The sequence below is a fragment of the Paenibacillus radicis (ex Xue et al. 2023) genome (assembly GCF_024722015.1).
In the GTDB taxonomy this organism is placed as follows: Bacteria; Bacillota; Bacilli; order Paenibacillales; family NBRC-103111; genus Paenibacillus_S.
The window spans coordinates 51,181-72,345 of the sequence record NZ_JANQBD010000003.1; the positions used below are offsets into that span (position 1 = coordinate 51,181).

At 46.8% G+C, this 21,165-nt stretch carries 9 protein-coding genes; all 9 read left to right on the forward strand.

The features are described from left to right. The first annotated feature begins 137 nt into the window (after nucleotides 1–137). The 9 genes from NV381_RS05075 to NV381_RS05115 all read left to right on the forward strand — a co-directional run bounded on the left by NV381_RS05075 (nucleotide 138) and on the right by NV381_RS05115 (nucleotide 21,152). Nucleotides 138–1,949 (forward strand): sensor histidine kinase, encoded by a 1,812-nt coding sequence (locus NV381_RS05075; RefSeq protein ID WP_258212191.1) that lies wholly within the window; start codon nucleotides 138–140, stop codon nucleotides 1,947–1,949. Beyond that, a complete protein-coding gene (locus tag NV381_RS05080) occupies nucleotides 1,942–3,516 on the forward strand; it encodes a response regulator transcription factor (protein WP_258212192.1) in 1,575 nt (524 codons plus the stop codon). Before NV381_RS05075 ends, NV381_RS05080 begins: the two co-directional genes overlap by 8 nt. A gap of 98 nt (nucleotides 3,517–3,614) precedes the next feature. Continuing rightward, a complete protein-coding gene (locus NV381_RS05085; protein WP_258212193.1) occupies nucleotides 3,615–4,580 on the forward strand; it encodes an ABC transporter permease in 966 nt (321 codons plus the stop codon). A 13-nt stretch (nucleotides 4,581–4,593) separates the two neighbouring features. Then, nucleotides 4,594–5,505 (forward strand): carbohydrate ABC transporter permease, encoded by a 912-nt coding sequence (locus NV381_RS05090; protein WP_258212194.1) that lies wholly within the window; start codon nucleotides 4,594–4,596, stop codon nucleotides 5,503–5,505. 47 nt (nucleotides 5,506–5,552) lie between these two features. Further along, nucleotides 5,553–7,229 (forward strand): ABC transporter substrate-binding protein, encoded by a 1,677-nt coding sequence (locus NV381_RS05095; RefSeq protein ID WP_258212195.1) that lies wholly within the window; start codon nucleotides 5,553–5,555, stop codon nucleotides 7,227–7,229. A 101-nt stretch (nucleotides 7,230–7,330) separates the two neighbouring features. After that, nucleotides 7,331–9,355: a beta-galactosidase gene (locus NV381_RS05100; protein ID WP_258212196.1), complete on the forward strand. Its 2,025-nt coding sequence runs from the start codon at nucleotides 7,331–7,333 to the stop codon at nucleotides 9,353–9,355. Between the two features lie 127 nt (nucleotides 9,356–9,482). After that, nucleotides 9,483–16,058 carry an Ig-like domain-containing protein gene (locus NV381_RS05105; RefSeq protein ID WP_258212197.1) on the forward strand — a complete coding sequence of 2,192 codons (6,576 nt, stop codon included), beginning with the start codon at nucleotides 9,483–9,485 and terminating at the stop codon, nucleotides 16,056–16,058. A 71-nt stretch (nucleotides 16,059–16,129) separates the two neighbouring features. Next, nucleotides 16,130–18,229 (forward strand): cellulase family glycosylhydrolase, encoded by a 2,100-nt coding sequence (locus NV381_RS05110; protein ID WP_258212198.1) that lies wholly within the window; start codon nucleotides 16,130–16,132, stop codon nucleotides 18,227–18,229. A gap of 100 nt (nucleotides 18,230–18,329) precedes the next feature. Further along, nucleotides 18,330–21,152, forward strand: coding sequence for a glycoside hydrolase family 3 protein (locus NV381_RS05115; RefSeq protein WP_258212199.1), 2,823 nt, complete (start codon nucleotides 18,330–18,332; stop codon nucleotides 21,150–21,152). Nucleotides 21,153–21,165 lie beyond the last annotated feature (13 nt).

Here is a 21,165-nt window from a genome sequence, read left to right on the forward strand (position 1 = left end):
CTCCAAAGAGTGGCTAATCAGCCTATTTTACTTAAATAACGGTGTTGCTTTTTGATTAACTCGACTATAATAGGGTTACATTTACCGTCGAAGCATGTCGAAGCGGGGACAAATGTTGAACATCTGGAGGCACATCTATGAAATGGTTAAGGTGGCTGGATCAAGCTCAGCAGCGCATAAATGATACTCGTATTCAGAGAAAGATGATTATCTCCTTCATTTTTGTTGTCTTTATCCCTGTCATTCTGGTGGGGGTATTTTTGACGGTCTCATTTCGGCAGACCATGATTAAGGAGGCCATCCAGCAAACGGTAAACAGTGTCAATATCATAAAAAAGAGACTTTCCGATACATTGCGGATGCCCATGGATATATCCAATAAGCTGCTAATTGATCCCCGGCTGAAAAAGCTAGTAAACACGCAGTATGAAAATACATATGATTTGATGATGGCTTATCGGGACTATAACGATTTTTTGGATTACACACGGTTGTACAAGGAAGTTTATAATATCCGATTTTATACACGGAATCCGACCATCCTGGATAATTGGTATTTTCTGCAGCCTAACTTGAATATCATTAGTTCCTTTTGGTACAAAGAAGCTATGAGCAAGAAGCAGACCACGGCCAGTTGGTATTATATCGAAGATGAAACCAAATCTAATCAATCTTATTTGAGTCTTATACGAAGGGCTGATTTCTTGGAATACCAGACAAGCGGTGTGCTGGTGGTGGACGTTAATCCGCAGGCACTAAATGATATCGTAAGTCAAGAGCTGTTTGACACCATGATTTATGATACCAATGGTTATATTATTGCAGCGAAAAATACAGAGAGGGTCGGCAAAAATTTGCGGGATATAGATTATGGCCAAGCAATTCTAGATCGTAAAAAGGGGATTTATGACGATAAGGTAGATGGGAAGCCATCCAAAGTTATGATCGAGGAGCTGGTCCCGGAAGGAAGCATCACTAAGCTGAACATCGTGTCTGTTTTTTCTGTAGAGAGTATTGTTAGAAGTGCCAATCAGATCAGTATACTAGGGTTTCTCATTATTTCCATCAGTCTTGTTATTGCTTTAGTGCTTATTTATGCTTCCTCGCGATTTTTGGTTGATCGTTTGCTGCGGTTGAACAAGGATTTGAACAAGGTTACTCTGGGGAACTTGCACGTAACCACTTCAATCGGTGGAAATGACGAAATTGGTTTACTTGCCAAGCAGTTTAACAATATGGTGTCCAGCATCAGGCAGCTGATGGAGGAAGTCAATGAATCAAACCGGCAAAAAAGCGAGCTCCAGCTTCGCCAGAAGGAAATTAAGCTCAAGATGCTGGCCAGTCAAATTAACCCTCATTTCCTGTTTAATGCACTGGAATCGGTTCGAATGAAAGCACATATGCACGGTGAGCAGGAGATTGCTGTGACGGTTAAGTCCTTGGGTATGCTTCTTCGTAAAAATTTAGGTATAAATGGAAACGACATCTTGCTGAAGGATGAAATTGAAATTTCCCAATACTACTTAGATATTCAAACCTTTAGGTTTGAGGATCGATTAGCTTATGACCTTGCGATAGACCCGGCCTGCAGGCAAATACTCATCCCGCCGTTAATCGTGCAGCCTCTGGTGGAAAATGCGGTCATTCATGGTCTGGAGGGCATGGAAGAGGGAGGGATCGTTTGCGTGAAGGCAATGCTCGTGGAGGAACATCTACATATAGAAGTAACAGATAACGGTATTGGCATAAGCCACAAAAAAATGCAGCAGATAATAGAATCTTTACAGGACACGGAGGAACGGAAGGAGCACCGCATCGGTTTACGAAACGTTCATCAACGGCTCATTCTTACTTACGGGGAAAATTATGGCCTGCACATTTACAGTGAGCCAGGCAGCGGCACCCGTATTTTTTTCAGTATACCGATAGGGGGAAGCTTGCATGTATAAAGCCATAATTGTTGATGACGAATCGATGATTCGCAACGGGTTAAAAACTATTATTCCTTGGGAAGAGTGCGGGTTTACCATAATTGCGGATGCCAAGAATGCCCGTGAGGCACTGCAACGCCATCAGGAGCTGGCTCCGGATCTGCTTGTCGTTGATATACGAATGCCCGGCATGGATGGGCTGGAGCTCATTGAGGAAATACGAAAAACGGATGACCACTGTCATTTTCTTATTTTAAGCGGTTATGCCGACTTCACATATGCTCAACAGGCACTGACACAGGGAGTGGACGGATATATTTTAAAGCCGGTGGACGAGAGGGAATTTGCCGAGCATCTGCAGCGCATTCATGCCCTTCTTCATAAGCAATCCGCGTTGGGTAGCAATACCTTGAAACAGCGAGAGGAGTATATTCAGTCCCTGCTGCAAAGCCGCAAGCCGGCAGTCGAGGGAGGGCAGAGCCGCTCATTAGCTGCAGGCCTGCTTTCTTGGAAGTCCTATCAGGTGATATTGGTCGATGTGACCGCTTCATACAAAGATGACGCTTGGAGGTTTGCGGAAGCAAGGGGCAAGCTGGTGGAGTTATTTGAGAGCGATAAACAGGGATATGTGTTTGCAGCAGAGCCTTGGATCGGAGTCATTATAAAGCAAACGGTTACTAACCGCCAAGCTTCAAGCGAGCTCTATCGGCAAATCAAAGAGCAGATGAACAGCCTGCAGCTTAGCTGCTTTGCTGTCGCAGGGCAAGTGGTGAAGCGAGTCGAGCAGTTGGCCGACTCCTTAAGCCAAGCGAGGGAAGTAATGAAGCATAAGTTTCTGTGCGACGGGGAACAAGTATTTACTATGCATGATTTGCCTGCCATACTGGCTGAGAATGAAGAGAACCAAGTGGCAACGGATCTCAAACAGCTGGCGGATAAGCTGTATTATGCAATGGATATCGGCAAAATAAGCGGAGTGGAGCTTGTATTAGAGCAGGCATCCAAAGCGTTCCTATCAAACGATACAACTGAGCTTACTATGAAAACAAATTGGGCGCAGCTTATTTCCCTTGTGCTCAACAAGCTGTCCATGCGCAACAACGAAGCCTACCTTGCCGTTCAGAGCTGCATGTCCTTGACAGCCGATTTATATAAGCAAGCCAACTATGCTGGCCTGCTACGTGAGGTTAGATCGCGCCTGCTTCAAGTGACAGAAAGTATGTGCAGCGCCAGCAATGAGCCCGTGCTGAAGCAAATACTCGATTTTGTCCAAAATCATTACAGCGACAATCTAAAGCTGGAGACACTTGCTGAAATGTTCAACTACAACAGCGGCTATCTGGGCAAAATGTTTCGTAAATATACAGGAGAACCTTTTCATACGTATTTAGACAAGATCCGAATTGAAAAGGCTACCGAATTGCTGGGGCAAGGCTTGAAGGTCCATCAGGTCGCCGAACGGATAGGGTATGCCAATGTCGATTATTTTCATACGAAGTTTAAAAGGTATTCCGGCGTATCGCCCTCCTATTATAAAGTGAAGACAACGAAGCCATCTCCGGACGATGCTGGAGGAATGAACTGAAAGCGCTTATTTTGACATGAATTCTTTATAAATTTATAGGGTTTTTACGTTCCTTTCTCTTTTGTATCATGGTATTAGAACAGAAGAGGAGGGAGAATATGAATACAATCCCGACAGAAACGAGCATTCGCCAACGGTCGGCCCAAACGGTGAGAAGCCGCTTTTGGAGCGATCTCTGGCAGCAGCGTTTTTTGTACTACATGTCGGTGCCATTTGTCTTATGGGTTATTATTTTCAGCTATATTCCAATTTGGGGATGGCTGATGGCATTTCAGAATTATAAGCCGGGACGTTTTATTTTGGACCAAGAGTGGGTAGGATTAAGCAACTTCGTACAGTTGTTTACAGATGATCAGTTTTATCTCGTTTTACGCAACACACTGGTTATGAGTGTGATGGGGCTGGTCGTAGGCTTTACTTTGCCTATCGTGTTTGCCCTACTGCTGAATGAGCTGAAAAACCAGCTGTTCAAGCGCTCCATTCAGACCATTTCCTACTTACCGCATTTTGTCTCCTGGGTAGTCGTTGCTGGTATTGCAACAAAAATGCTTTCTACTGACGGCGGTATTGTTAATCAATTGCTGCTGGGTATGAATTTAGTGGATCAACCCATTCAGTTTATGGCAAAAGGAAATTTGTTTTGGACCATTGTTACCGCGTCCGATGCTTGGAAGGAAACCGGCTGGCATACGATTATTTTTTTAGCCGCCATTGCGGGCATTGATCCCGAGCTGTACGAAGCGGCGACCGTTGACGGTGCGGGGAGATTGCAGCGCATGTGGAATATTACGTTGCCTGGCATCCGCTCAACCTTTATGGTGTTGCTCATTTTATCGATCGGATCGCTTATCAGCATCGGATTCGAAAAGCAGTTTTTGCTCGGAAATCCAATTGTTGCGGAGTACTCCCAAGTGCTGGATCTTTACGCCCTGAACTATGGAATAGGCATGAATCGCTACTCCTTTGGTACGGCGGTCGGTATGTTTAATTCCGTGGTGAGCGTAATTCTGGTGGTGACCGCCAACGGGATCTACAAGAAATTCACCAAAGAGAGCATCTTGTAAGGAGTGAAGAGTTATGGATAAAACAGTCGCAGGAGTCAGACGCAGCAGTAGTGATATTATTTTTGACATAAGCAACATGTTGCTCATGATTGTGGTCGCCGTTGTAACATTATATCCGTTTTTGAATGTATTGGCTATTTCGTTCAACGACTCAACAGACACGGTACGAGGCGGCATTTACATTTGGCCCCGCCAGTTTACACTGGATAACTACATGGCGCTGTTTCGGTTTGATAATCTGCTGACCGCCTTTCAAAATTCGGTGCTTCGAACGGTCATTGGCACGTTGGTAGGAGTGCTCAGCGCATCCATGGTTGCTTTTGTGCTGACTCAAAGACATTTTAGAGCGCGCAAGCTGTTTACAACGATGTTTGCTCTGACGATGTACGTGCAAGGCGGATTAATTCCAGGCTATATGCTCATTCGTGAACTGCATTTGCTTAATACCTTCTGGGTATACATTATCCCTGGTTTGCTAAGCGTCTGGAACGTGTTTGTCATTCGATCTTATATCGATGGCCTTCCTTACTCGCTGCAGGAATCAGCCAAGATTGACGGGGCTAATGATTTTACAATATTTATCCGAATCATACTTCCGCTTTGTCTTCCTGTAATTGCTACGATTTCCTTGTTCATTGCGGTGGGGCAGTGGAATGCGTGGTTTGACAATTATTTGTTCAACAGCTCCAAACCCCAATTGACGACTCTGCAGTTTGAGCTTCAAAAAATATTGCAAAGCACCTCGTCGGGCTCAGGCAATGATAATGCATACCGTGGACAGGATATGGCGAGGTTTAATGCAGTCTCACCTGAATCAATGAAAATGGCAATCACGATGGTGGTCACTTTTCCAATCCTGGTTGTGTATCCGTTTTTGCAAAAATATTTTGTTAAGGGAATGACGCTTGGAGCCGTGAAGGCTTGATGTAGGATTAAATTAGTATTTTGCAAAGGGAGGCGCTCAAAGTAACTATGAAAACGAAGGCTGTAAATACAATCATCCCAATACTTGCTTTAACCATGGTCATACTGTCAGCTTGTGATAACAAGGGTTTGGCAACGTCTGATAAAGAGTCCCAAAGCGATACAGCTCCCATTGCAGTTTCGTTTTTTAACGAGGATGGCAATGCCGCTATTTGGGATAACATGGAGAGTCCTATCGGTAAAATGATTCAACAAAAAACAGGCGTCACCTTGAAGCCGGAAAGTCCCGTCGGCGACCCGAGACAAAAGATATCACTCATAGTAGCGAGCAACGAATATCCAGATCTTATCTATCCCAAAGCCGATGGCTCAATGCTTGTCGATGCGGGAGCCATGCTTGATCTGACGCCGCTGATTGACAAGTACGCCCCTAATTTGAAGAAATTGTACGGAGAGAGCAATATGAAACGGATGCGCTGGAGCAGCAGTGACAAATCCATTTATTTTCTTGGATCCAGCGCGGTTGACGACAGACAGTTGGACGTTAGCGGTACCTTTCATCTTCAATATGCAGTGCTGAAAGAGCTCGGATATCCGAAAATCAAGACAGTTTATGATTTTGAAAACGCCATCAAGGCGTATAAGGATAAATACCCGACCATAGACGGCAAGCCTACGATAGGATTATCTTTAATTGCGGATGATTGGCGTCTGCAAATCGGGGTGACGAATCCGGCTCTGGCAGCTACAGGCGGGCCGGATGACGGCGAATGGTATGTGGATCCCAAAACCTTCAAGGCTACATACCACCACACTCGTCCGGAAGAAAAGGAATATTATCGCTGGTTGAACCATATGAATGCGATCGGGCTGCTCGATCCGGAAAGCTTTATTCAAAAGTATGATCAATACAAATCTAAAGTCGGAACCGGCCGCGTACTCGGCCTGATTGACCAAAAGTGGGATTATGACGAGGCGCAAAAGGTGCTTCGCCAATCGGGCAAACCGGAACGTACCTACTCCAATTTCCCTGTCACACTGAACGAGCAGTACAAGGATCACTCCACACATAGTGCCGGTTATCTGACCGGATGGGGAGTCGGCATTACAAAATCGGCCAAGGATCCGGTTCGAATTATCAAGTTTCTTGACTATTTGGCATCGGAGGAAGGTATGGTTCTTCGTTCTTGGGGCATCGAAGGTATCAATTACACGGTTGAAAACGGTAAACGCGTCATGACCAAGGAAGACAAGGATAAACGCGCAAATGACCCATTATATGCCAAGAAGAGCGGAATCGGCAACTACGGATATCCTTTTCCAATTGCAGGAAACGGTGTAATGGATTCAACGGGCAATTCCTACTCGACTACGAGCAAGGAGCAGATCAAGCTTGACTACATCGACGTTGAAAAAGAAACATTGAAGCACTATAACGCAGACATGTGGATTGATTTGTTTCCGAAGGAGTCCGAATTTCCTGTAAGACCTTACGGCGCTGCATGGCAGACTAATCTAGTCACCGGATCGGAAGCGGATGTACTCTCCAAACGGCTTTCCGACCTTTTCAAAAAACGGGTGCCGGAGATGATTTTGGCTAAGCCCGAACAGTTTGACGCGGTGTGGGATGCGTTCCAAAAGGATTTGGAGAAGGCTGGCGTACACAAAATGGAAGAGGAATTTACCAAGCTCCTGCAGGATAAGGTCAAGCTTTGGAACGAATAAACCAATCGTTAAAATCGGGTCCGCATGTAACGGACCCTCTTTCCTTACGAATAGGGCTATACTTCGTGTGGCAGAAATAAAAGACGAAAGAAGGGTACTCTATGCTTCATCCCAGAATACCGAAAATATGGTATGGAGGCGACTATAACCCTGAGCAGTGGGACGAGCAGACGATGCAGGAAGATCTTCGGATGTTTCGCCTGGCTGGGGTTGACGTAGCGACAATCAACGTGTTTTCATGGGCATTAAGCCAGCCGGATGAGGAGACTTACCGTTTGGAATGGCTCGATACAATTATAGATCGTCTTTACCGAGAAGGAGTTTATGTGTGCTTGGCTACTTCGACAGGAGCGCATCCCGCCTGGATGGCGTTGAAATATCCAGACATTTTGCGTGTTGATTATGAAGGCCGTAAACGTCGATTTGGCGGCCGCCACAATTCATGTCCGAACAGCCCGACATATCGTAAGTATGCTGGAGCTATGGCCGCCAAATTGGGTGAGCGTTACAAAGATCATCCCGGTCTTGCGGCATGGCATATTTCTAATGAATATGGCGGATATTGTTACTGCAATAATTGTGCAGCTTCATTCCGTTTATGGCTGAAGCAGCGCTATGGCACGCTACAGCGGTTGAATAAAGTATGGTATACCGCATTCTGGGGCCATACCTTTTACGATTGGGAGGAGATCGTTGTACCGAATGCGTTAAGTGAAGAATGGATGGGAAACCGCACTAACTTCCAAGGGATCTCCCTCGATTACCGACGATTTCAATCAGAGAGTCTGCTGGAATGCTATAAGATCGAGTATGAGCAGCTTAAGCAGCACACGCCGCACATTCAAATTACGACGAATTTGATGGGAACCTACCCTGAGTTGGATTACTTTCAGTGGGCCAAGCATTTGGACGTAGTATCGTGGGATAATTACCCATCGCTCGATACCCCTCCCAGCTACACCGCTATGGTGCATGATCTGATGCGGGGGTTGAAGAGCGGCCAGCCGTTTATGTTAATGGAACAAACGCCAAGCCAGCAAAATTGGCAGGCTTACACTTCGCTCAAGCGTCCCGGTGTCATGCGGCTGTGGAGCTATCAGGCCATTGCGCACGGAGCGGACACCGTTATGTTTTTCCAGCTGCGCCGTTCGATTGGCGCCTGCGAGAAGTATCACGGCGCGCTCATTGAGCATGTTGGACATGAGCATACCCGTGTGTTCCGCGAATGCGCAGAGCTGGGACGCGAGCTGCAGGTGATGGGCGAGAAGCTCTTGGACTCACGAGTGAATGCCAAAGTTGCTATCGTCTATGATTGGGAAAACCGATGGGCTGTCGAGCTGTCGAGTGGTCCTAGCGTGGCACTCAAGTATACGGATGAGGTGCACCACTACTACGATGCGCTCTACCGGATGAACATCCAAGTGGATATGATCAGTGTGGAGGAGGAGCTCGCTCCCTATGATATCGTGATTGCCCCTGTATTATACATGGTCAAACCGGGCTATGCGGCCAAGATTGAGCAATTTGTGCGGTGTGGCGGCACTTATGTCACTACATTTTTTAGCGGTATTGTGAATGAGAACGATATAGTCACTGTCGGCGGTTATCCTGGTGAGCTGCGCAAGGTGCTCGGCATATGGGCGGAGGAAATCGATGCGCTGCTTCCGGAACAAAGCAACCAAATTGTACTTAATCAAGACCGGGGCAGTCTGAAGGGCATGTATGACTGTTGGCTGCTGTGCGATTTGATTCATAGCGAGGGTGCGGAAATCGTTGCCTCGTACGGTTCTGACTTTTACAAGGGAAGACCTGTTGTAACGGTTAACCGCTTTGGCGAAGGAGAGGCATGGTATATAGCTTCCAGCCCTGAGCCTCAATTCCTGGAGGATTTGCTAGCAAACCTGTGCGAAGCAAAGGGGATCGCGCCGCTGCTGAATGCACCTGCGGGTGTGGAAATATCAGAGCGGGAGAAGGATGGCAAGACGTATACCTTTCTGCTCAATCATAATGATTCTCCTGTCACTGTAGATGTAGGAGCGGAGCAAGCCTTTGAATTAATTGGCGGCAAAATCATCAGCGGAGCCACCATCCTGCCTGCAAAAGGGGTTATGATCCTCGGAAAGTAAAAATTTTGCCTGAAAACAGCACTAATTTGTCATGTACTTCTGCCATTTGCAGCATGTTACTATAGTTGTGAAAGCGCTACAAAAATAATGATTTGGAAAACCCGTTACATAAGGAGGATGCTTATTCATGATTGTTCAAAAAAGCCGATGGCGACGCTCGATCTCGAGTTTGCTTGTAATACTGCTCGTCTTTTCATGCTTGAATGTGTTTGACTTTATCAATCCAACCGTGGCAGAGGCTGCCAGCGAAGTAACCGTATTTAAAAACTCCCGCACAGCTTATGAAATCCCAACTAATATCAAAGGAACAGTCTTTGGCCCAAATGGCTTCAACATAGCCCCAATTGATACGACTCAAACGGTTAATGGGATAACCTATGCGTATCAAATTGAACGGAGTGGCGCAGGAACAGTAAACTTAAAATGGTTGAAAAATAATTATTCAGGTACAGATTATTACGATTTGTCAAGCTTTGCCTCTACAGGAAGTCTTGATTTTGATATTAAAGGGAATGTAGGCGGTGAGACGGTCGAGGTCGCATTGAATAAAGCCTCGGCATTAGGTGCGTCAAACCAGGAATCATCCAGATGTAAAATAACCATAACAGTGCAATGGACTCATATTTCAATACCATTAAACAATTTTAAAAACAATAATGCTGCAAGTGCAGCGGCTTGTTCAGCGGTAGGAGGTACTTATACAACTGCTGTGCAGGCCAGCTTCGATCAAACCTTTGCCCAAGTCAGACAAATTGGTTTTTTTGATTACAGCAGCTCGTTAGGAAAAATCTGGGTTAGCGATATGAAATTTGCGCCAGCTTATGTAGTCAGCTACAGCCCAGTGACTGCGACAACTCCAGCGGGAACGCCGCCAACACTGCCTTCGGTAGTAAATGCGGTCTATAGCGACGGTACCTCACAATTGCTTCCAGTTACATGGAATCTGTCACCTTCCCAATATGCGTCAGCTGGTCCCATTACCCTAACAGGAACTGTGAGCAGTGCTCAGCTCCAGCCAACGGCAACGGTAACGGTGAGTAGCGGACTGCCGCATACGTTTACCAGCTATGATACACTTTCAGCCATTGCTACGACTGTAGGCGTTGCACCAACATTGCCAGCAACGGTTAAAGCAAATTTTCAGGACAACGTTAAAGAAGATATCGCTGTCAGCTGGAGCCCAATCAACGCTTCCAAATATGCAGCTGTGTCGAGCTTCACTGCTTCTGGGACAACCAATCCAACAGCAGCTCAAATAGCAAACGGAGCGACAGCTCAACCGATAACTGTAACGGTCAATGTAGCGGCCTCGACAGCTTATACGGTTTTTAAAGACAGCCGCGCTGGTGCTGAAAATCCTAGCAATATTGCGCTGGCATCAGGGGTGGTTCCTTTTGACACCTCGCAAAGTCCAGATGGTGTGACCCCTTCCTATAAGGTGCAAAGAAATTCCGTGGCATACTGGACGATGAAGTTTCTTAAAAGCAATACGACGGGCAACAATTGGGATTTATCCAATTATGTCACAAGCGGAGCTCTCGAATTTGATTTAAAAGGCAAGAATCCTGGTGAGACTATCAAATTTGCTTTGAATTCCGTTGATAATGGTTCAAATGCGGAATCGGCACGATGCGAGCTTACACTTACGGATCAATGGGTGCATTATGTCATTCCTTTAAGCAAATTTAATGCTTCTGCTATTCCTGCTGATACTACGTGTACTTCAGTTACTGGGGTGGGGAATCAAACCACCACTAAACAAGCCAATTTCGATATTTCCAAGGTTAGACAAGTTGGCATATTCAGCGATACTGGAAGCGCAGAACAGCTGTGGATCAGCAATATGCAGTTTACCCCTACTTTTGTTTCGGGTTATCAAGCATTGAATTTTGCTACACTGCCAGGGGTTGCTCCTGTGCTGCCGTCCGTCTTATCGGCGGTGTACAGCAATGGAACTCCGACAACATTGAATGTAGCATGGGGCGCTATCACACCGTCGCAATATGATACAATAGGCAAATCCTTTACGGTTCAAGGTACTGTTAAGGGAATTCAGATTCAGCCTAAAGCAACGATTACGGTTACGAACGGACAGCCGCATACATTTACAAACTTTGCTGCACTCGCGCCAGTCACAGCCAATGTGAACGTTGCGCCGAGCTTGCCTGCTGTCATATCAGCGAGCTTCCTGGATCTTTCGAAGGAGGATGTTGCCGTAAATTGGAGTGCAGTCCTTCCTGCGCAGTACGCTTCGGCGCCAGCGACATTTACAGTTGCGGGAACGACGGCCCCAACCCCTGCTCAAATCGCCAGCGGTGTGACGGCACAACCTGTTTCCATTACAGTCAATGTCATCCAACAAACGCTCTCGGTGTTCAACGACAAAAGGGCGGGTTATGAGATTTTAAACAATTTAAATCCGACTCTTTTTGATACAACGGATACACCCAATGGGGCAACGCCTTCCTATAATTTGCAAAGAGCGGCGGCCGGCAGCAATTGGAACATGAAATTTTTGAAAAGCAATACCTTTGGGGACAACTGGAATCTTACCAGCTATGCTGCTAAAGGTGCGCTCGAATTTGATTTTAAAGGCAAGACAGTCGGTAAGACTTTAGTAATTGCTTTGAACGCAGTGGATAACGCAACTAATGCGGAATCGGGCCGATGCGAAATACCAATAACGGGCCAGTGGGAGCATTACACCATTCCATTAAGCAAACTAACGGCTTCCGATATTCCTGCTGATAATACATGCACGACTGTAGCTTCAATTGGCAGTCCAACTACAATAAAACAAACTAGCTTTGATATTTCAAAGGTTAGGCAAGTTGGGATTTTCGACTATAACAACGGTGCGGTAGAGCAGGTTCGGGTTAGTGATATGAAGTTTACACCAACCTATGTAATGAATTACAGCATAGCAAATGTTACTACGACGGAAGGCATCGCGCCAAGTCTGCCAGCTGCTGTGACTGCTGTACTCAGCGACGGAAGCACGCAGCAGTTGAATGTGACATGGAGCAGCATTGCTGAATCGCAATATGCGTCAGCCGGCATCATATTCACGGTAAAGGGGACGGTGAAGGGAGTCCAGCTGCAGCCTTCAATTAAGGTAGTGGTGACCAACGGGCAGCCGCATACCTTCGCAGCATTTAGCACAATTCCTGCAGTGTCAACAAGTGAGAAGACTGCTCCGGTGATGCCTGCGACTGTAATTGCAAATTTCCTCGACGGCTCGCAAGAGGAGATCAACGTCAGCTGGAGCGATATTGCTTCAAAGGAATATTACGAGGGGCCGAAGGGGTTCAAGGTAATCGGAATGGTAAACCCTAATGCGGTTCAAGAAGCCAGCGGTGTCCCCAAAGCAACTGTAGTAATTGACGTGGGTGTAGATGGTCCTGCCGATATCATTGTGTTTAAAGCTTCAGCCAGTATTGTGGCTAGCCCTTATGCCGGCAACGGATTTTCGTTGAGAGAGGTTCCGTTTGATACAGCGGTTACTTACAACGGGCTAGGCTCCCACAATGTCAAGGTAACAGGAAGCAGCGGCTATTGGGGAGTACAGTTTTTGAATGACCCTAACTGGGTGAAGAATTATCCTTCGTTTAGGCCTTACATGAATTACGGCAGCCTCGAATTTAATATTAAGGGTAAAAAAGGCGGAGAATCGTTCAAGCTTGGCTTATACGATGCTGACGACCAAGTATCCTCGGATGATATGCTGATCGAGGCAACTAATGAATGGACGCATGTGTCGATCCCATTGAAATCATTTGTACTCCCGAAGAGTTTTAGCATGGAGAGAGTACAGCAAATCAAAATTTCGAACAATTCGGCCTCAGCTATGGAATTTTGGCTGAACGATATGCACGTTACTTCGGACACGTTAATAAGCACTCCGGCTGTAAGCGAATCGACTGTGGCTTATGTGGATCCATCTCTGCCAACAGGCGTTAACGCCCTATTTCAAAGCCAAGCGACCCGATTCATGAAAATAAACTGGAACTTGATTTCCAGTGACTTTTATGAGGTAGGCAACATAGCGGTAAAAGGCAGCTTAGCGGATGGAGGGTACCCAGTCAAGGCAGACGTTAAGGTTAAGAAGGCAAATATGCCGCATCGTTTCAAAGGCTTCAGGGATGTAACATTGAAGACCTATGCGCGAACTGCGCCAGTATTGCCGTCCATTGTAACAGCGCTGTTCGAGGATGGAGTAGGTGAAGCAACTGCTGTTACAGCATGGGAGACCATTGCTCCAGTCAAATACGCTGACGGTGCGCTTGCGTTTCATGTGAATGGAACGACCGCACTTGGTACTGTAACAGCCACCATCATTGTACGTACGCCAATGAGCCTAATGCCGATCAACATTTACACTTTAGCAAGTGAAGCTCCTGTCATACCAAACACAGGAACCATTGTATACAGTGACGGGTCCACATCGGATCACAAGATCACATGGAATACGTTTCCGGCTTCAAACTACGAGTCAGAGGGAAGCTTCGAGTTTTCCGGTAAAATAGAAGGAATCGACTTGCCGATTAAAGCAACTGTATACGTCATGTCATGGACATCACCGGATGCCGACCACGTGGGTCTCAGTATTTTCAGAGGCAAGGATATCAACAGTAGTTCCTATGCATGGGGACATTTCGTCATAGAAGACAAGAATGGCGTTGTAAGAAAAGAAGGTGAGGGGGCAACGCTGCCGTTCGACACCACAGTGACTTATAATGGATTGCCTTCTTATCTCATCAATGCTTACAGAGGCTTACCGTCACCGAAGTGGGCAGGCTGGGGAGCTACGATTCCATTCCTGGGTCATCAGGGGGCAGATGAAAAGGACACTAGATCTTATGATTTAAGCAATGCTCTGGAGCATGGCGTATTGAATTTCAATATAAAGGGGGATTCAGGAGGAGAGGAATTCAACATTGGCCTTTCCAGTACTGTAGACGGTAAAACGACGACCAATACCATTACGTTCAACAATTACCCCGACACGTTTTGGCATCCTGTATCCATACCGCTAAAAGACCTGATTAGTGACAAGCTGGATGTTAAGAACATCTCTGATTTTCAGATGGCTCAGTCAAGCAGAAACGGAACTACTCCGGTAAAGTTTTGGATAAGCGATATATGGATTTCCGATAATGCGAGACATGAATTATCAGGCTTTGAAGTAACGGAAGTTCCCATATACGTTGGTAAAAAACTGACTATGCCGACCAAAGTTACAGGTATTTATACGGACTCGTCTAGAGTTGAATTGAATGTAACGCAATGGGATCAACAGGATCTAGATTCAGAAGATGAACAAAAATACGTATTTGGAACTGTAGAAGGCATTGAAATGAGGCCTCAGGCACATTTGTACAGGTTTTATAACAATTCTGGAATAATTATACCAGCACCTGGCACTTTAGGCCTTCTTATCTCAGATGTGCCTGTAATTAGCTCTCGGCCTACAGTGCCGATCGCTCCCCCTGTGCTGCCTCCGCTAGATCAAATTTTGACCAATGGTACGCAAGGGATTTACAAGATTGAAGCAACCAGCAGTCCACAGCTGCAGGGAGATTTATCCATCCTAAGCGTAGGCATGGATACCATTACTCAGGCATTGGCTCAAACCGGAATCATGGATGGCTGGAATAAGACGGTAGCCATATCGGTCCCTGAAGCTAAAGAAGCTCGCGGATACGGTGTTGAATTGCCAACGCAAGCTCTAACATCAGCCGAAAATGATAAAACAATTGAAATTATCACTCCGGTAGGTTCCGTTTCCTTACCTGGCAATATGCTTGTTGCATCTATGCTCAACGGTGCAGAAACAGTGAGAATTACATTGAACCAAGTCGATACAACGGCGTTAAGCGCAGAAGCAGCAGCTCTTATAGGAAATCGGCCGGTGTACGATGTCTCTCTTCGAGTTGGGGATAGCATCGTGCCTTGGAACAATCCGGACGCTCCTGTACGTATCTCGCTTAGCTATTCACCGACCTCAGCGGAGCTCGACCAGTTCGAGAACATGGTCATTGTACACATTGCCGATGACGGTGAGGTTGTTGGAGTGCCAAGCGGACGCTATGAGCGTACTGCCGGAAAAATCAGCTTTGTTACGACTCACTTCAGCAAGTATGCAGTATCTTTCGCACAAAAAACCTTTGAAGATTTGAATGGTTATGGCTGGGCGCAAAAGCAAATTGAGCTGCTTGCCTCCAAGGGGGTAATTAATGGCGCCTCGGATACAACGTTCAGTCCCGAAGGTAAGCTGACCCGAGGCGCTTTTATCGCACTGCTGGCGCGTACATTGAGTTTGACGGCAAAAGCAGACTCCAGCTTTTCGGATGTGTCGGAATCGGCTTATTATGCACAGGCAGTAGGTGCAGCGAAGAAGCTGGGAATTACAACTGGGATTGGCGGCAATATGTTCGCGCCGGATGAGGAGATCAGCCGCCAGGATATGATGGTCATTACGGCTAGGGCTATGCAAGTGGTTGGTCGCTTGACCATGGAAGGCGTCACGCTAGAGCCTAATTCCTACGATGATCAAGCAGACGTTAGAGAATACGCCCAAGCTAGTATTGCTGCGCTTAGCAGCGCAGGGCTGGTTCAGGGCAGCAACGGCAGATTGTATCCGAATGCGTCCATAACGAGAGCGGAAACGGCTGTATTGATGCATCGAATCTATACCAAATGAGATTCGTTTGCAATTGGATGCGGCGGCTTACCCGCCGCATTCTCATATTCAACCAAAGGAGGACGACTGAAATGAGGAAAATGGCCTTTAAGCCGCTTGCTTTGCTGGCTCTCTCGGGAATGATGCTTATGCCATTAAGCACTGCAGGCTATGCAGAAACCCCCGAGCCTTCTCCATACGTCAAAAATATCGATGTGAATTCGTTCAAGGCGATGAATCCGGCCAATGCAGTTCGCGATATGGCCCCCGGCTGGAATCTGGGCAATACGCTGGATGCAACCGGAGGGGAAGGCTCCTGGAACAACCCGCCGGTAGAAGAATCGACCTTTGACGATGTTGTGAAAATCGGGTTCAAAAGCGTGAGGATTCCGATTACGTGGGACGCTTATATCGGTTCCGGCCCCGACTATCCGATTGATCCCGCATGGCTAAATCGTGTGGAAACGGTTGTAGATTGGGCGCTCAAACGCGATCTGTACGTAATGATTAACGTCCATCATGACAACTATATGTGGGCTACACAAATGGCCGTAGATCCGACTACCGGCATGTTTACCGATAATTTCAATAACAATATGGACAAATTGGAAAAGGTGTGGGCTCAAATCTCAAGCCGATTCAGATTCAAGAGTGAGAAGCTGATGTTCGAGGTGCTGAACGAACCGGATAGAGGAGAATTTCAGGGAAATAATTTAACGCCGGATGATCCCGACAATCCGGGCAGAAGAAACCATCTGACCCCTGAAGAGCTGAATGTGATGAACTTTAGGATGGTTAAAACCATGCGTAATTCCGGAGGATACAATAACAAGCGGCTTCTGGTCATCGGTGCCGAGGGAGACAACAGCGAAATGGCAGTCGATCATCTGGTTATACCTCAGGACAGATACATAATTGCCACCTTCCACTATTACTCGCCGTGGGACTTTGTGAGCAATTGGTGGGGACGCACGACTTGGGGCACGGATGATGACAAGAAGGAAATGGATAAAGCCTTCCGACCCGTATACGACAAATTTGTAAGAAATGGAGTTCCCGTCATAATGGGGGAGTTTGGAACTGTAGGTCAAGTGTATGAGCATTCGAAGCAATACTACTATGACTACATGATGCAGCTGTCTTACAAGTATGGCTTTGCGCCAATATACTGGGACAATGGAAACGATAACTTGGACCGAAAAAGCCATACCTGGCGCTTTGAACAAGCGGTCAAAACCATAGTATCTGGAGCTAAAGGCATACGGAATTCGTTTATATTCCCTGGTGAGGCCTATTTCGCTGATGATAAGCCGTTAGAGGATTATACGGCCAAGCTAGAGCTAAATGGAAATACGGTCGAGGGAATTTATACCGGAACCAGCAATCTAATTAGTGGAACGGATTATACATTTGATCAACAGAAGTCAGAGATCACGTTTAAGAAAAGCATGTTATCCCAGCTCATAAAGTCGAAGAAATTGGGAGTCAATGCGGAGCTTAAGTTCCATTTCTCGGGCGGAGTTGAGCAGACAATGCCTTTAATCCAGTATGCACAGCCATCCTTCTCGAAGACGGATGCGACAGCGATTGGCGCAGCGGAGGATGTAAAATTTCCGATCGAATTCAACGGTACAGCGCTGGCAACCGTAAAGGCAGTTACCTCTACGGGAGCTCCGGTTAAAGAGGAATGGGCCAAAGGGTATTTAAGATACAACGATGATTTTGCTACGGAAGGGAACGACCTTATCCTGAAGAGTGGATTTTTGGAAAACTTAAAGCCGGGCACAGAAACGAAAGTAACGTTTGAATTTTTCCCGAAGGGGGTTAACCAAGAGGTAACGCTGAAGATGGAGGAGGGTCCGAAGCATCCTCAATTTACGAGCAGCTTGGTTATCAAGCCGAAAGAGGTCTCAGTCGGGGAACCTGTGGAGATTATCGGCAAAATAAAGAGTGTGGACGGCGCATCGATTTCCAGCGCGGTAGTCAACATAGAAATTCATTTGAATGGTCAAAAAATAGATCAGAAGGTATTCGACGGACAAGTGATCGAAGAGAACGGCAGCTTATCGGTTAGGTATATTTACACACCAACTGTCAGCGGTAAATATATTGTAAAGTTTGCTCTCTTCACAAAGAACTGGAAGGAAGGCATTTTCTGGAACGATAACGCGGGGAGCATTTTGGCCAAATAAGCAGCGTGGTTGTACAAATAGAGGAGTCATTAGCGTGGCTCCTTTGCTTTGTTATGCTTAAATCAGGCCTGCCAAACATTAGACATGAGGTGAAATAAATATGGAAAACAAAAAGCTATATCCTTTCCAAAATGCTGATTTGCCGCTGAATGAGCGAGTTGAAGATCTGGTTTCACGGTTGACGCTGGAAGAGAAGATTCAATTAATGTGTCAATATCAAGCAGATATACCACGGCTCGGCATTAATAAATACAAGCACGGCACCGAGGGAGCGCATGGTGTGGCTTGGCTCGGGGAGGCAACCGTGTTTCCTCAGAATATCGGACTTTCCTGCACATGGAATCCGGACTTGATGCATAAGATCGGTGCCGCTATTGGGGACGAGGCGAGGGTTTATTATCAGAAGGACCCTGCTCTGAACGGCCTTACGATATGGGCCCCAACCGTAGATATGGAGAGGGATCCCCGGTGGGGACGCACGGAGGAAGCTTATGGGGAAGACCCCTATTTGACCGGAAGGCTTTCGACGGAGCTGGTTAAGGGTATGCAGGGGGACGATTCTTTTTATTTGAAAACGGCCGCTACCTTAAAGCACTTTCTCGGTAATAACAACGAAATACATCGTGGGGAATGCTCTGCCAGCATCGATCCGCGCAATATGCGAGAGTATTATTTAAAAGCGTTCGAGCCAGCGTTTCGCGAAGGAGGCGCTCAGTCGATGATGAGCGCGTACAATTCCGTAAACGGGACACCCTGCAATCTGAATCTCGATATGAATCGGATTGTCAAGGGAGAGTGGGGGATGGATGGATTTGTCGTCAGTGATGCCGGAGATGTACTGGGTACAGTCGATGATCACCGTTATTTAGCTTCGTATGCCGAAGCTGTTGCAAGGTCTGTTAAGAGTGGAATAGACAGTATAACGGATGATCAGGATATTTCTCTCCGGGCTTTGCGCGATGCAATCGAGCAAGGCATGCTTGCGCAAAGCGATTTGGATCGAGCACTTAAAAACACGTTCAGGGTCCGGATTCGGCTCGGCGAGTTCGATGCTGAGCGCAATCCTTACGCCTCTGTGCCGGAGTCAAGACTTTGTTCGGCTGAACATGCAGAGATATCGCTTCAGGCAGCGCGCGAGTCGATTGTGCTGCTCAAAAATGATGGAGCATTGCCTCTGCAAAAAGAGAAGCTGGGCAAAATAAGCGTGCTTGGACCGCTGGCTTCCGTAGCTTATACCGATTGGTACAGCGGTACGCCTGCCTATCGAATCACTCCGCTTCAAGGAATTGGGCAAAAGCTGGACAGCTGCGAAGTTAGCTATCACGATGGGGCTGACCGGATTCGGCTTCGCTCAGCAGCTACAGGGCTTTATGTAGGAATTGATAAGGCAAACAATGGGTTGCTGCATGCTACAGGAACTGATGCTTCTGTGGCGGAAACATTCGTCCGTATGGATTGGGGCTGGGGCAGCACGACCTTGAAGGCACTGAGCAATGATAGGTTTGTTACTGAGTCAGACCTTACATTGTCGGCATCTGCCTTGGAAACCCGCGGCTGGTTCGTTAAAGAAGCCTTTGGCATGGAAAATGGGGCCGATGGTATGGTGTCGATTAAGTCTTGGGATGGCAGGCTTGTTGGCATTGATACAGAAGCTAAGCTTATGGTGTGCAGCGATGAAGCAAACGAAGCTAGACACCAATTCGTGGTTGAGGTCGTAGAGGATGGCATTGAACAGGCGGTAGCAGCGGCAGCCTCGTCAGATACGGCGATTGTTTTCGTAGGAAATTGTCCGTTTATTAACGGCAAGGAGTGTGTGGATCGTCAGGATATCGTGCTCCCACCCGATCAGGAAAAACTCATTCGTGAGGTTGCCAAGGCGAATTCCAACATCATTGTTGTTATTATCGGGAGTTATCCGTATGCGCTGGAGTGGGCCAGTGAGCACGTGCCAGGGATTATTTATTCCTCCCATGCAGGTCAGGAGCTGGGAAACGCAATGGCCGATGTTATATTCGGCGAGTATAACCCTGCAGGGCGATTAAGTATGACGTGGTATCGTTCGGCAGATCAGCTTCCGGATTTGATGGATTATGACATTATTAAAGGAAACCGGACTTACCAATATTTTGAAGATGAAGTGCAGTATCCGTTCGGGCATGGGTTAAGCTATACAAGCTTCAGCTATAGCGATTTACGAATAAATAGGGAGCGAATCGATACAGCGGGGAAGCTGACGGTCTCCATTCAAATCAAGAACACTGGACGTACAGCCGGAGATGAAGTAGTTCAGCTGTACGTCCGCTCCAATCGATCAAGGGTCAAGCGGCCGATTAAAACATTAAAAGGGTTCACACGTATCCACCTGAAGCCTGATCAGAGTAAAATTGTGAGCTTTGAGCTGCCTGCTGCTGAGCTGGCGTTCTGGGACGTTACTCGCGAAAAGTACTGTGTCGAAGATGGGTTATATACTATCATGATAGGAAGCACCTCCACGAGGATCGAGGACCAGGTGATTGTGAAGGTGGATGGTGAAGTTGTCCCTCCCAGGAAGCTCAATCAACAGCCTGTTTCGGCAATTCTATATGATGATTACGATAACGTGGTAATAGACGAATGTACGGAAGGCGGCAACTGTATTCATAATGGTGATGGAGATGGCTGGATCGCCTTTTATGATGTGGAATTTGGAAATGAAGCGTCGAGAATTGAAGCGCGGCTAGCTAATGCAGGGAAGAAAGCCAGCATCGAGCTTCGTCTTGGCTCCAAGGATGGGCAGCTTGTGGGAACCTGCGTGGTGCCTTCAACCGGTGGAGCTCAGGCTTGGACGACGGTAACTGCGAGTACAGCCGCTTTTACCGGCAGGCATGATGTTTACTTGGTAATGAAGGGTGCAATGCAATTAAAATCGATCCGGATTGATTGAACCAATCTGTGCG

Coding starts and splice junctions, on each gene's coding strand:
- NV381_RS05075 (WP_258212191.1), top strand. CDS start 138: ATGAAATGGTTAAGGTGGCTGGATCAAGCTCAGCAGCGCATAAATGAT.
- NV381_RS05110 (WP_258212198.1), top strand. CDS start 16,130: ATGAGGAAAATGGCCTTTAAGCCGCTTGCTTTGCTGGCTCTCTCGGGA.
- NV381_RS05100 (WP_258212196.1), top strand. CDS start 7,331: ATGCTTCATCCCAGAATACCGAAAATATGGTATGGAGGCGACTATAAC.
- NV381_RS05080 (WP_258212192.1), top strand. CDS start 1,942: ATGTATAAAGCCATAATTGTTGATGACGAATCGATGATTCGCAACGGG.
- NV381_RS05085 (WP_258212193.1), top strand. CDS start 3,615: ATGAATACAATCCCGACAGAAACGAGCATTCGCCAACGGTCGGCCCAA.
- NV381_RS05095 (WP_258212195.1), top strand. CDS start 5,553: ATGAAAACGAAGGCTGTAAATACAATCATCCCAATACTTGCTTTAACC.
- NV381_RS05115 (WP_258212199.1), top strand. CDS start 18,330: ATGGAAAACAAAAAGCTATATCCTTTCCAAAATGCTGATTTGCCGCTG.
- NV381_RS05105 (WP_258212197.1), top strand. CDS start 9,483: ATGATTGTTCAAAAAAGCCGATGGCGACGCTCGATCTCGAGTTTGCTT.
- NV381_RS05090 (WP_258212194.1), top strand. CDS start 4,594: ATGGATAAAACAGTCGCAGGAGTCAGACGCAGCAGTAGTGATATTATT.